Annotated in this window: 15 protein-coding genes and 1 pseudogene; 5 read left to right on the top strand and 11 right to left on the bottom strand. The window is 49.0% G+C overall.

Annotation, left to right across the window (positions count from 1 at the left end):
• Nucleotides 1–147: 147 nt before the first annotated feature.
• The 5 genes from PSI17_RS14245 to PSI17_RS14225 all read right to left on the bottom strand — a co-directional run bounded on the left by PSI17_RS14245 (nt 148) and on the right by PSI17_RS14225 (nt 2,485).
• Nucleotides 148–438, bottom strand: coding sequence for a hypothetical protein (locus PSI17_RS14245; protein WP_273552601.1), 291 nt, complete (start codon nt 436–438; stop codon nt 148–150).
• Between the two features lie 187 nt (nt 439–625).
• Entirely contained in the window at nt 626–1,096 is a 471-nt protein-coding gene (locus PSI17_RS14240; protein WP_273552600.1) for a hypothetical protein, read from the bottom strand.
• Nucleotides 1,097–1,197: 101 nt separating this feature from the next.
• Nucleotides 1,198–1,746, bottom strand: a complete 549-nt coding sequence (locus PSI17_RS14235; RefSeq protein WP_273552599.1) for a hypothetical protein — start codon at nt 1,744–1,746, stop codon at nt 1,198–1,200.
• Nucleotides 1,747–1,751: 5 nt separating this feature from the next.
• On the bottom strand, nt 1,752–2,177 hold the full coding sequence (locus PSI17_RS14230) for an AHH domain-containing protein (RefSeq protein ID WP_273552598.1): 426 nt from the start codon (nt 2,175–2,177) through the stop codon (nt 1,752–1,754).
• Nucleotides 2,174–2,485, bottom strand: a complete 312-nt coding sequence (locus tag PSI17_RS14225; RefSeq protein ID WP_273552597.1) for an RHS repeat-associated core domain-containing protein — start codon at nt 2,483–2,485, stop codon at nt 2,174–2,176. The genes PSI17_RS14230 and PSI17_RS14225 overlap by 4 nt, the downstream gene beginning before the upstream one ends.
• Between PSI17_RS14225 and PSI17_RS14220 the strand changes: the two genes are divergently transcribed.
• From PSI17_RS14220 to PSI17_RS14205, 4 genes and pseudogenes are all read left to right on the top strand, one after another.
• On the top strand, nt 2,485–2,790 hold the full coding sequence (locus tag PSI17_RS14220; protein WP_273552596.1) for a hypothetical protein: 306 nt from the start codon (nt 2,485–2,487) through the stop codon (nt 2,788–2,790). The genes PSI17_RS14225 and PSI17_RS14220 overlap by 1 nt on opposite strands.
• 67 nt (nt 2,791–2,857) lie before the next feature.
• Nucleotides 2,858–3,196, top strand: a complete 339-nt coding sequence (locus PSI17_RS14215) for a SymE family type I addiction module toxin (protein ID WP_273552595.1) — start codon at nt 2,858–2,860, stop codon at nt 3,194–3,196.
• A gap of 148 nt (nt 3,197–3,344) precedes the next feature.
• Nucleotides 3,345–3,695, top strand: a complete 351-nt coding sequence (locus PSI17_RS14210; RefSeq protein WP_273552594.1) for a SymE family type I addiction module toxin — start codon at nt 3,345–3,347, stop codon at nt 3,693–3,695.
• Nucleotides 3,696–3,740: 45 nt separating this feature from the next.
• Nucleotides 3,741–4,074 (top strand): annotated as a pseudogene (locus tag PSI17_RS14205) (SymE family type I addiction module toxin).
• Between the two features lie 110 nt (nt 4,075–4,184).
• Here PSI17_RS14205 and PSI17_RS14200 read toward each other — a convergent pair.
• The 6 genes from PSI17_RS14200 to PSI17_RS14175 all read right to left on the bottom strand — a co-directional run bounded on the left by PSI17_RS14200 (nt 4,185) and on the right by PSI17_RS14175 (nt 12,341).
• The gene (locus tag PSI17_RS14200; protein ID WP_273552593.1) at nt 4,185–5,234 is read right to left on the bottom strand and encodes a hypothetical protein; all 1,050 of its coding nucleotides are present in this window, start codon (nt 5,232–5,234) and stop codon (nt 4,185–4,187) included.
• A complete protein-coding gene (locus PSI17_RS17465) occupies nt 5,203–5,940 on the bottom strand; it encodes an RHS repeat domain-containing protein (protein WP_443256033.1) in 738 nt (245 codons plus the stop codon). The genes PSI17_RS14200 and PSI17_RS17465 overlap by 32 nt, the downstream gene beginning before the upstream one ends.
• Nucleotides 5,941–7,133: 1,193 nt before the next feature.
• Nucleotides 7,134–9,587, bottom strand: coding sequence for a PAAR domain-containing protein (locus PSI17_RS14190; protein WP_273552592.1), 2,454 nt, complete (start codon nt 9,585–9,587; stop codon nt 7,134–7,136).
• Between the two features lie 11 nt (nt 9,588–9,598).
• The gene (locus PSI17_RS14185) at nt 9,599–10,018 is read right to left on the bottom strand and encodes a DUF1795 domain-containing protein (protein WP_273552591.1); all 420 of its coding nucleotides are present in this window, start codon (nt 10,016–10,018) and stop codon (nt 9,599–9,601) included.
• A 104-nt stretch (nt 10,019–10,122) separates the two neighbouring features.
• Nucleotides 10,123–12,195, bottom strand: coding sequence for a type VI secretion system Vgr family protein (locus PSI17_RS14180; protein ID WP_273552590.1), 2,073 nt, complete (start codon nt 12,193–12,195; stop codon nt 10,123–10,125).
• Nucleotides 12,186–12,341 carry a hypothetical protein gene (locus PSI17_RS14175; protein WP_273552589.1) on the bottom strand — a complete coding sequence of 52 codons (156 nt, stop codon included), beginning with the start codon at nt 12,339–12,341 and terminating at the stop codon, nt 12,186–12,188. Before PSI17_RS14175 ends, PSI17_RS14180 begins: the two co-directional genes overlap by 10 nt.
• Before the next feature lie 275 nt (nt 12,342–12,616).
• On the opposite strand from PSI17_RS14175, the gene PSI17_RS14170 reads away from it, so the two are divergent.
• The gene (locus tag PSI17_RS14170; RefSeq protein ID WP_273552588.1) at nt 12,617–12,757 is read left to right on the top strand and encodes a hypothetical protein; all 141 of its coding nucleotides are present in this window, start codon (nt 12,617–12,619) and stop codon (nt 12,755–12,757) included.
• Nucleotides 12,758–12,997: the final 240 nt, after the last annotated feature.

Below are 12,997 nucleotides of genomic sequence, written 5' to 3'. Positions count from 1 at the left end.
AAGGGAAAATAGTAAAATGAGAATTTTCGCTTTCAATGCAAGGCGGGATGATTTTACAGGTTGAATGTCCGATATTATTAGACCGATTTTTCAATAAAAACAGATTAAGCCGGAAGACCAATATTCTTCCGGCTTTTTTGATAGTTATCACATGATGTTGTCTTCGTGAATATGTATCATGTTCATGAAAATTTCACATAAACTAACATTTTTAGGCACAAAGGCGCTGATATTGTATTTTTTTGATCTAAAGAGAAATGGGAAAAGATCCCGCCCGTTCTCAAGTTTTCTTGTCTTATCGAGTAATTCAAAGTGACTATGAATTTCCGATACAACTTTTTTATGTATTTCATTTTCAATGATATTCATCCCTTCAAATGAACCTTTAGAGTACCATTCACGAAGATAAAGAATATCCTCTGGTTCTTTTTCATACATTGGCGATCTCAATAATGCCATAATTTCCTTGGTGCGGTCTTCCTTTATATTGGTGAAGAACTCATTAATGCACTGATGCAGTTGAGGTGTAGACAGGGTGAGAGCATGAAAGGCTAATTTTTGAACAAACCGTGTAAATAAAACACTAATTCATACTTTAACAAGACCAGATTGAGTGATCTTTATTCTAATTATGGTTGCGTAGCATACATTTAAAGCTCAAAAAACGTTCGCGCTCTCGCCCTGGAGGTGTAGATTTTCCTCCTTGTATTTTAGGCGGTTTTATCTCTTCAAAAGTGGTCTGTTCTTCTGCCATCTTTACCATGTCAGTTATGATTTTTTTAAATTCTTTCGGGCATTGGGTTTGTTTAACTTCAGTATGAACACAGCAACCATAATGACGGGAATTGTGATCGTAATTATATTTTCTGATAAGCAGAACATATATTCCCGGCTGAGGATCACACCCGCTTATTTCAGTGGATTCATAGGAAAATTTGAAATAAATACCGTTTTTTTTGTTATAACCGATAAGATTTTCAGCAATCGCAAAATCCTCGACAGTACATCCATTATCGCAATAAAAGGGTCTCTCTCCTTTGATTAGAAGAAACCAACCTCTTGGAAAGGTGATTGTGTCTTGTGGTTGTCTTATCATATATTATTTCCCTTTATTGTATTAATCCAGCGCTGATGCTTGAAAAAACCGGAAGATCACAAGGATCTTTCCAGTTTTTTCATGATGATATGTTTTCTATATCAACTGGTTTTTAATACCATTGGATTAAAAACGACTATTTTTTTATCCTTAGTAACACCACATGGCATAAAACCTTTTTTAAATATGGAGAATATCTCTTCTAACTTAGAATTCTCATTAAAAGAAAATAAATATCGATAAATACTAACCATATTTAGCATGTGGTGACATTCATCACTAACGTCTTCTAAAAATGAGTCATATTCTACATTATCAGCTAATCCTTGCTTTTTTCTCATAAGATATAACTTTCTTTTCCTAATGTTTTCCTTTACATAATCCTCAGTTGATACTTTTGTTCTGCCAAGAATATCTTTATCTGCTTTTTTATAATCTTCATGAAGATAAAACTCAGATATAAGATCGGAAAAAAAATCACTCCAAATTGTATATTGACTAGGAACATCCTGATCAAAAAGAAGTTTTATAGCATCTTCTTTATCTTCTATAATTTCATACCCTTCTAATTTATCAGAAGAGCCAGAAAGAAAATCAGAGCTTTTGAAAAATATCATTGGCTCCATATAAAAATCTATTGTTTCATTCATTGATATCACCCTAATATTCTACTCCAACGATCAAACACTCTTTGCCTTCCTATTTGGTTAACATCTTTACCAAATATTTTCGTGTTATACATATCTTTAGATCTAATTATATTCCCATCCATCATGCCTTTTTTGGCTATATCTTGTATGTTAGCTACTTGCTTCGATATAGCCTCTTTGGATTGCTGAAGGTCTATTCTATCTAAAGCGTTCCTTACTGCATCTGTATATCCATGATGGTTGCCTTGGTGCCTTGCCATTGCACTGACTCCATTATCAGCTTTTCTCAAAAATATGCCGTTGGCAGCAACATCAATATCATAATTGATTTTTTTCAACGCAGGATGATTTGCCAATTCTTTTGGTATAACATGATGAGCCTGATAGCCACTCCATTTAGTGGAACGCGACAAGCCCATATCTTCCATCATGTTTTACCTAACTTGGTCGAACACCCTACCAATCCAAACGGATCGATCCAACCAGTGGGATTATGAACATAACTATAGGGATTAGTTCCTCCCAGCAACCCTAAGGGATCGGGCGTCAGGTACACACCCGCCTCCGGCGAGAAATATCTGTACCGATTATAGACTAAACCGCTCTCGTCATCGAACCACTGGCCGGCGAACTTTTGTCCCGGATCGAACTGGCCGTTTTCGTTTCCTGTTTTCAGCCGTATTCCGTACAGGCTCTGTGGTGGCTGACGCCAGACGCGGTGGCCTTGCGGATCAAACAATGCCAGCGGCTCCCCCGTCGGCGCACAAACAGCATAGTGTGGCCGCGACCCTGCCCGGTCACATCCGCCCGGAAGAAGCGGTCAAACTCGCTCAGGGGCATGACATGGCAATAAATACCAAAGACGTTCTCATTGTAAGTAAAAATGAGGCTATTTTCGGTGAAAAAGACAATTTACTGAGTGAGTTAACACATTCCATTGAAATGGATGTATATCCAGTATTTATTTTGCGAGCGGCTTCGCAAAGGCAGTTATTGATGATGGAAAGTTGTGCAGGCAGGCGTAAAGTAGGCGGTGAAATCTGAACGCGGCTTTACCGTGCGACCAACACGATAAAACCGCTAACCGCAACAACTAACGAGAATAGTTATTATGGCTAACGCGCATTCTAATGCAGAAACCTGCATTTACAAAATTTCCCAACCTGAACGGTATCAGAAAGTTGTTTACCGCCCGAAAGGCCCTAACCGCACCATTCCCGCCATTAACTTAAGTGGTAACTGGCTCAGTGAAGCCGGATTTTCTGTCAATGATCCGTTAAAAATCAGGGTGATGCCGGGATGTTTAATCATCACCGCCCAAAACTTACATACCCTGTGGCACTGTCTCAAAAGCATGAATCAAGGCGAATGGGATGAGATTGCCATCGTTGATTGGTTGCGGCAATTTCCCGGTGAATTGAAGAAAACACCACTGGGAAAACCCCGTTAATATTCTGTTTTATAATTAAAAAACAGAAAATCACCATAAAAAACATGAACCGTTTCCTTGCCCTGTATTGCCATTTTTTCATTTTGGGAAGCGGTTCGCATTTATGCCCGCAAAACAAATTCAAAACCCACAAGGAATGTATTTATTTATGGATCTCCATCTTTCATCTCACCTTGCTGAACTACCGGAGTGCGTGATCAGTGGCGATACGCTCAACCAGATTGGTTTTTCTGCCGATGCGCTGTTCCATATCACACAATTTGCCAACGGTTTGATCCTGTCCCTGATTGAGCCAGAAACCGATCCAGATCTCGCTACCCTGATCCACCATACCGAAAACCACCCTTATCAGGGGATCGATTGGGTACGCAAAAATGGCGAGCTTTATCTGGCGGGTGACTGGCTGACAGAAAGCGGCTTATTGGATCACCCTGTGACGCTGGAAACAGCCTATGGCTTGATTGTATTGCGGGCTGAACTGCCGGTATTATTGGCCTGAAAAGTCTTCGATTGAAAAATTATTCAACCGGATAACCTGCACAAGATTGTCCGGAATTCCTTTTCCACTACAAAGCAAAACCGCGCGGTAAATAAAGCCGCGAAAACAGAACGTTATTACACCGTGGGATACGTCCCGCAAAATGACAAGGCCACAGCACCGCCCGCGATACATCTTAAGGGGCAATGGCTTAAGGCCGCCGGGTTTGAGATTGGCGGCTCGGTCACGGTGAAGATCATGGACGGCTGTCTGGTGTTGATCCCTGACAATGACGACACACGCACCATAAAACAGCAGTATCAACGCCAGCAAGACCAGCTCAGTGAGATTAAGTTCAGAATGCGGGAACTGATTGGGGAATTATAATACTGGTAACTAATTAAAAAACCAAAATATGATGAAAATATTTTCAGATTAATAAAAATAATGGCAGGCCAGTACAATTAAAATACTTTTATTTTATACAAGCTTGCCATAAAATAAACAAATTTATTGTTGACTATATATTATATTATAAAAAAAGGCTTCGTTTTTTGTTGACTTCTTAATATATTTTTGCAATTCCATTTTAAACAAGAACTCTTCTTTTACATGAAATTTCCTTTTTACTATTGCCGTTAAAATATCTGAGAATATTTTATCATCTTTAATGATCCTCTTTATCCTCATGATATTACTTGGATTATTTCTCAAGATATAATATGAATAATTCATAAGAATCATATTAGATATAAATAAATTATTTGTAGATTGCCATTTATTTGTCACTTCCACTAATGACGACACTATTTTTCTATGGTTTTTTTTATAAGTCTTTACAAAAACAGAAGGGTCTATTAAATGTAAGTTATGATCATTTAATTTCACAACCTCTTCTATACCTCTTGGTTTTGTCAACAAATCAATTACACCTAATTGAAATTCTTTAATCAAAAGAAGTAAGTTTAATTCTTTATTTTCTTCCTCCTGTAAAGTGTTATATATGAAATTTATCATACTGGAAAGTTTGTTTTTTTTCCCACTATGAGAATAAAAGAATATATCATCCGCCTCAATTTTAAATCTCGTATATGAGTCATAATCCATACTTAATTCAAAAAGAAGAAAACGGAACATAAAATTCTTTGTTTCATCATCTATACTATGGTCATGATCACTATTGCAACAGGCTAATTGCAGGACATAATAAAATATAAATATATCCTGATTCATCCTTTCCCTATTATTAATTTGAAGCAGATAAGAAAATCTAGAAAGTATTAAAATAATGGATTCAAAATCCTTTTCATTGAAACCTTTCTCAATGAATTTTTTCTTCAATCTTTTCAATGATACAAGATCATGCCAGCGAGTAAAAGTAACGGCATTGCCGTTACTTTTTCTTGCTGCAATCAGAAATAGATCTTTTTCATCTTCTATATAGAAGATATCATCAAACTCTTTCTTACAGGCTCTGACATTAAGAAAGTTTTCCAATTTGTACGAGAATATATCGCAAATATTTATTTTATGGTTTCGGACATTTTTTCCACTTACCATCTTTTCCTCTAGTTTCTATTTGGATTGATTTAATAGTTTCGTTGAATTTATCCAAAATTCTAAAACCTATTCCTTTTGCTTTAGGTTCATTAGTCTTTGATAGAACTCCATCTTTAAATCCTGTTTCTTTATAATCAAATTTGGTTATATCTGTATGTTTGTTAAGTATATCTACACCATCTTTTTTGACAGTAATAATGGCACGATATTTTTCATTTCCAGGATTTCGCCCCGGATTGTCATTATGATTTACCCAAACAGCTTTTTCACCATCTTTATGAGGAATAAGTCCACCTTTTCCACTTCTAGCAGCCATTACACGCTGAGCTTCTAATTTACCCATGTACCGTATGATTTCGTCTTGTTTCAAACCCAGCGGATCTATCCAAGATGTCGGATTTTCCACATACGCATAATGATTCATCCCGCCCAACAGCCCAATGGGGTCGGGCGTCAGGTACACACCCGCCACCGCCGAGTAATACCGAAACCGATTATAGACTAAACCGCTCTCGTCATCGAACCACTGACCGGCAAACTTTTGTCCCGGATCGAACTGGGCGTTTTCGTTCCCTGTTTTCAGCCGTATTCCGTACAGGCTCTGCGACGGCTGACGCCAGACGCGGTGACCTTGTGGATCAAACAACGCCAGCGGTTCGCCCGTCGGCGCACAGACAGCATAGTGTGTCTGCACGTGCCCTGCCATCAGTTCAGGGCGGTTTTCCGGGTTGGGTGTAAAGAACTGCACCTGCTGCGCCAGCAACTGCCAGCCGTCAAACACCAAATGCCGGATGCTGTACAACCGATTATGCCGGTATTCGCGAATTTCCGCTGGTACATCGCCATCCCAGAGATACGTGGTGCGGCTGCCCGCCTGTTCACACACTTTCTCCGTGCGCCGACCGAAGGCATCGTAGCGGTACTCCCAGTGCTGGCCACCCGGCGTCTGCACGCCGACCAGCTGGTTCTGGCTGTTCCAGCGGAACTTCGTGAGCTGAGGCCGGTGACCTTCCTGCCACAGCTGCATGGCGGTCATCCGCCCCGCTTCGTCGTATTCGAACAGGTGCTGGCCGGCCTGTCTCAGGCGGTGCCCTTGCTGGTACAGCCGTTCCCCGTTTATCTCATTGAGGCCGTCAAAACGGCGGGCAGGGTAACCTGATGCATCATACTGATAATGCTCCCGCAAGCGTTCACCGTCACTGACCGACGTCACTTGCCCATTGCCGTTGACCACATAGCGCAGCCACTGCCGTTCATCGTTGGCAGCCACCAGATTGAGGGCGGCATCGTAGTGATATTCCCGATCCAAGCCCGCGAGCGTCGGCTGCGGGATATCGGCCACATCACCGGCGGCGAAGAATTCCGGGCTGGTATTGCGGCCCGCGCGTTGCCCGCGCAGTTGTCCCATCAGGGTATGCTCCTGACGCAGGATAAAGCCCTTGTCCGACCGGCGGTCGCATTCGTGCCCGTCTTCGTCCCGTTCAAGCGTGAGCCGGTGCCCGCCGTGGAGGTTGAGCAGTTTGAGTTCACCTACATGGTTGGCTTGGGTGCCTGCCTGCCAGTAACGGCCATCCGGGGTGTGGAGGATTCTTTCTGCCGTCACATTATCCGGATAATCACGCGTGATTTCGCCGTGGGGCTGAACTTCTTTAATCAGGCGGTCTTTGTCGTCATATTCAAACGTCAGCGGCTCACTGTCTGGTGCCGCGACTTCCAGCAAACGGCCGAGAATATCGTAACGGTAGGTTGTCGTGCCTTCCGGCGTGTGCATCGCCGTCATCCGGCCGGCGGCATCATATTCGTAACGGGTGACCTGATTCAGCGCATCGCGTTTTTCAGTGCAGTTGCCGTTGCCGTCATACGCATAATGCCACTGTGTGCCGGCGTAGTCGGTTTCTGTCACCACCCGCCCGTCCGCATCGAGGGTATAACGGTAACTTTCCTCCTGCGGGTTGATGACTTCAAGCAGTTGCAGGCTGTCAAGGTCATAACGGTACTGCCAGCGGTGGCCTTCCCCATCCACCCGCGCAACCGGCAGGTCAAACGGCCCGTATTCGATATGCCATTATGCCATTTCACCCCGCGCGCGTCTGTCCACTCCGTCAGGTTGCCGTGGCGGTCATGGCGGAAGCGCTCCAGGCTGTTATTGGGCCGGTCACTTAACGCGAGGCGGTGATGGCGGTCATATTCCCACACCCATAAGGCGCCGCCGCCCGATGCCAGCCGCTGCAACCGGTCATGGCTGTCGTAACCCAGCCGCAGGCTGCGGTTCTCTTCATCAAACAGTTTTGTCAGCCGCTGATGGTCATCATATTCCCAGGTCCGCTGGTTGCCTTCCCCGTCTTCGGCTTTCGTCACCAGCCCGAACGCATTGCGGGTTAAGGTGGTTTTGCTGCCGTCCGGGGCGATAAAGTCCTCGGCATTGCCCTTATCATCATATTGCTGCCACCAGACCCGTCCCAGCGGGTCGGTCATGCTGGCCAGCCGGTCGTCATCATCGTAGTGATACTGCCACACGGCACCGCCGGCCTCGGTCAATGCCGTGACCAATCCCGTATCTGCCAGATAATCCAGCTGCAATACCTGCCCTTGCGGTAAAATCTGCTGCCGCAGGTTGCCCCATTCATCGTATTCATAACGGGTGATATGACCGCACGGGGTTTCTATCTGGGTGACCTGCTGCTGGTCATTGTGATGCCACGTCGTGGTATGGCCCTGCGGCGTGGTTGAGCGGGTGATGCCGGGGTCATAAGTCAGCCGGACGGGGTAATAACCGCCACTGCCGACGCTTTCAATACAGCGCCCCTGCGCATCATATCCATAATCCACGGCAGTCTGGTCACCGTCTGACCAGCGGCTAATCAGTCCCTGTTCATTGTATTCATAGAACAGGTGGAATTGCTGGGTACTGTCCGCTTCCGCTAGTCGGTTATTGTCGTGATAGCCATAGCGCACCATCACGTCATTGAGGCCACGGTCGCAGCGGCGGATTTCGGTCAGCAACCCGTCTTCGCGGTACAGCAATACCAATTCAGGGCCGTCGCTGTGGGTGACCCGGTTTGGCCGGTGCTGTTCGTTGTAGTGAAAATCGACGGTGTTGCCGTTGCGGTCACGCAATGCCGCCAGTTGCCAGCGCTGTGTGCCGGCGGTGGCTGAGAAGCCCAGCCGGGTAAAATATTTTCTGACCGGCTGGTTGCGCTCGGTCAGCATGAAGCCCTGTTTCTGCCGGCTCAGGGTAAATTCGGGATGTTCCGGGTTGATGCTGTGGTCAACGCCTGGGGGCAGGGCGAAGTGCAGGGAAGCCCCTTCCAGCGTCAGGATTTCCACCCGGTCGCCGGTGACAATGGCCGCCTCTGAAAAGTTGTCCAGCCAATTTTCGCCCAGCAGGCCCCGTAACCCCGGCGACCAGCTACGGGTGAAGGTCAGCGGTATCGTTTGTCCCAGCTCAAGCTCGGTACGCTGGTCAAACAGGCTGCCGGTGGTCACGTCTATCGGGTCGCCGGAGAAGAATTTTTTGGTCGCCTGCGTGTAACGTTTGACCCCTTTGTTAGCCTGAAACGCCGTTTTGGCACACACCAGCGTTTTGCCCCTCAGGACATGGCCGACTTTTCTGGCGCCCAACTTTGCCCCGGCCAACACCGCCTGCCGGCCAGTTTTGGTCATCAGTTTGCCGACGCCTTTCATCAAGCCCCGCGAGGGCGGCACCAGAAATTCGACCGCCACCAGCAACGCCCGCTGCCAGCCGGAGAATTCCTCTTCAATTTCCAGGTAAGTCCCCTGACCGGAGCCGATAAAGACCGTGCCGGCACCTCCTTTGATGGCGGCTCCACATACCAGTTTGTCACCGACCCGCGCCGCTGGCTGGCCGTTGATAAACACCGACTCACTGCCCTGGGCTATCAGCGGTGGCGTCGGATGTTTGCTGCACATGGCGATGTCCACCGTCGCCCGCGCGGCCGGTTTTCCCTCAATCATGACGTCACCGGAGCCACTGTCCAGCATCCCGTCCGGCGAGCCGAAGCTGTCAATGAAATTCGTGACGGCAGAACTGGCCGCCGCGATGGCATCGCTGGCCAGATAGGTTAAGCCGCTGCCGACAGCCGCCACAACGAGGGTAGCCCCTAATCCCCCGGTACCGGCCACCAGTAACCCCACGGCGCCAAAAATCGCCGCCCCAATCAGTGCACCGGCCACTGCACCCATCAGGGCACCAAAGAAACTCTTATGCTGGATGGGGTCGCCTTTGCGTGCTGCCGCCGGCCCCCTGGCTCCGCCTGCGGGCGGCAGGGGCGGCCGGGCATGAGTAGCCCCGACCCGTGCAATCCGGGTAATAATTTCGTCACCTAATCCCATCTCGGCCTCCGTTATGCCGCTTGAAAACTGGTTACCACCGCCAGCAAGGCTTCCCGCTGTCCGGCATTAAACGGCTGCGGCGAGGTCAGGTTAAACGCCAGCAGCTGGCTGCCCCGGATTTGCAGCACCACCGTCTGGTGCATTTCTCCTTCCGGGCTTTGCCACTGGTAATCCAGCCGCCACGCCATGTCGCCGCTGAGTTCAAGTTGTAGCCGCTGGTGCTCCTGATACCCCGGCAGGTGGGTCGCAAACTGTGTCAGGGTTTGTTCATAATAGGCGGCGGGGTCCGTGCCTAGGGGGACCGGGGTGCGGTTAATCACCAGATTGACCCCGCTGTCATCCGGCAGCACAAACACGTGCATCGATTCATCACGCCAGCCAGCGGGGATATTCAGGGTGCCTTCATTCATCTGGTAAGGGTGTGCGCTCATGGTTTTTCGTTTTCCTTTTCGCTCTTTATTTATCGCATTGGTTCAGCCCATAGCAGAAAAATCCTGCTGAGCCGGTTTTAATAGGGTGATGGGGCTGTGCGGTATCAGTTCAGGGTGATGACCTCTTTCCCGTTAACAATCACGGCATTACCGGTAATATGGATATTGCCGTCTTTATCAATCGAGATACTCCCTTTGGTATTGCCGATAGTGATGCCGCTCTCGGTGGACTGCACGGTGATTTGCCCTTTGGCACTGAGTACGCTGGTTTTTTCCACGGTGACCTGCCGTGTTCCGATGCTGCTCACTTCCATGCCGACCACTTCTTTATGGCGGTCGGCCCGCACGGTGATGACCTGATTGTTGCCGACGCTTTCGGTATGGTCGTGCATCACGCGGGTACTGCGGTCATTGAGCACCGTCGTGTGCATGTCCTTCTGCGCATGCAGCGACAGCCGTTCACTGCCCTTCGCATCCTCAAACAGCAGCTCGTTATAGCCCTCGCCCTTGTGGGTCTTGGAGCGGAACGCCATCTGGGTCTTGCTGCCCGGCAGTTTGCCCGGCGGGATATTGCTGGCATGGTAAGTGCGGCCAGTCACTATCGGCTGGTCCGGGTCGCCGTGCAGGAAATCCACCACCACTTCCTGGCCGATGCGCGGGATGGCCAGCATGCCCCAGCCCTGCCCGGCCCACGGCTGCGTCACCCGTATCCAGCACGAGCTGTGGTCGTCGGACTTGCCGTACCGGTCCCACGGGAATTGCAGGCGCACGCGGCCGTACTGGTCACAGAAGATTTCCTCCCCCGCCGGCCCCACCACCTTGGCAATCTGCGGGCCGTCAATCACCGGTTTGGCCAGCAGCGCCGGCCGCCAGTGCTGGTTATGGCGGATAAAACTGAACTCGCTGTGCAACGTGGTGCCGCTCTCGCCGCCGCCCGCCGTTTCCAGCGCACCCGGCTGGCTGCCGCTGTGGGTCGTGCTCACCACCTGCCATGACTGGTTCAGGTCGGGGCGCGGGTGGTTTATCAGGGTGAACAGCTTGCCCGGTTGCACCGCGATGGCGTGGCCGCGGCCCTGCCCGGTCAGCGCGTCACTGCGCAACGCCTCCAGCCGGTAGCGGGTAAAGGCCTTGCCGTGGGGTTCATCCTTAAACCGGCCGGGGTAGTCGTAGTGCTCGTAATAGGTTTCCTGCAACTGCTCATCCTTCATCTGCGCCCGGAACTCCGCCGGCCAGGCCGGATTCTTGAAGGTGTAATCCTTGAGCTCCACCTGCGCCGGGCGTACCTGCGCGCTGCTGGTCAGGTGGGTCACCGACGGTGCCCCCGTGGTGCTGGCCTCCCCCGGCTGGTACGGCAGGATGAGCCCCGGCGGCACCGAGCCGGCGTCATCGGCAAACACCAGCGTGTTGCGCCCGTTGCCGCACTCAAAGAAGTAGAAGATGCCCTCTTCCGCCGTCAGCCGTTGCAGGAAGGCAAAGTCGCTTTCCTGATACTGGACGCAGAATTCCCGTGCCGGGTGCGGGTGGCGCAGGCTGAACACCACGTCACGGATACCGTGCTCTTTCAAAATCGTGCTGACGATGGCGGCGATGTCCTGCTGCTGGAAGATGCGCGAGTTCTGGCGCAGCGTGGTGCGCCATAAATCCGGGTAAATGGTCATCCGGTAGGTGGTCTGGTGCAACCCGGTGTTGCCCTGTTCAAAGCGCGCCACCATCCCGGTGAGGCTGCGCTGCTCGACACCGTCCTGCAAAATGGTCAGGGTCGCCGCCCGATCCAGCATCGCCGGAAAGTTGATGGCCGGGTCGGCACTGGCCAGCCCCACATTCAGGCTGAACGGCCGGGAAAAGCCTTCCGTCAGGGCGAAGTCGGTCACCACAAAGGTCTGTGGCGGCAGGCCGCCCGCCGTCAGGGTAAATTGCAGGCCGCTCGGTGCTGCACCACTGATTGACAGGCCAGCGCCGGCCTGTTGCAGCGCCTTGGCCGCGCCGCTGTGACCGGCTGCCGCTTGCTGTGCCAGACTTTGACTGCCGCCGAGTGGACCGGCAAAACCACCGGGGGTCATCAGGCTGCCCTTACCCCCAAGGCCGGCTGCCTGTTTTGCGAGTCCCGTCACCTGCTCTCCCTGTTTCAGCAGGGATTGCCCCTTCTGCAACTTCGCCATGTGTTTTTTTATTGACATTGTGTGGTTTCCTTATTTTCATTGTTGCCTTCAATGTTGTTTCCCCACTGGATTTCTGTACGCAGTCCGGCCTCCGGACAGGCTTCACCGCGTTCAGGCCAGATGTACAGGCAAAGCACGCTCTGCCTGCTCGTCCTTTTTCTCATTATGCTGGGTTGCTTAATATTCTATCGGCATGTTTTTCATTAAATTCATTACAAATTATGTTAGTAGGTCAATTCGGGATGTTATTTTATTGGTTTAATGATGAATTTAATCAATGTGATATCACCTTTGCCGCTGTTTGGGAAAAATCTGATCGATAAAGAAATCGTAAAGGTCTTCTTTTTTTGATTTTCAGAAAATCAATGGATTGCTGACTGTTGTCACGGTTTTATCCACGCTGAACTTTCTCACCGTCTGATGGGAAACAGTCCGTTGATTGGATAGTTTTTTGTTGGAAGCCCTGTACGGTTCAGAGACCCATCGTTTGTTTAATCTGGCGGAATTTCAAAACACTTCTGACATTTTGATGATGGGCACGCTGTTTATTATCCTGCCGATGGTCTGGCTGGGGGACTAATGTGGGTTGGGGCACGGATGAGGGATACGGCAGGCATGATAAATCAGGGCGTGGTGTAGTGGTCTGGCCTGTCCTTTCTACGGTAGGACTTTCACCTATAAGATCAGTATGGCTTTATCCGGCCAGCGCACTGTCCATTTCATTATGAGTAAAAATTATAAATCTATCATATAGTTAAATTTATTTATTCTTTGTTTTTATTTTGTTTATTTTTTGTTAAATAAAAAAATGTAAGACTAA

It is taken from the genome of Xenorhabdus sp. IM139775 (assembly GCF_028598745.1).
Lineage (GTDB): Bacteria > Pseudomonadota > Gammaproteobacteria > Enterobacterales > Enterobacteriaceae > Xenorhabdus.
Note: the sequence above shows the minus strand (reverse complement) of the source record. Positions and strands in the feature narration are given on the sequence as shown.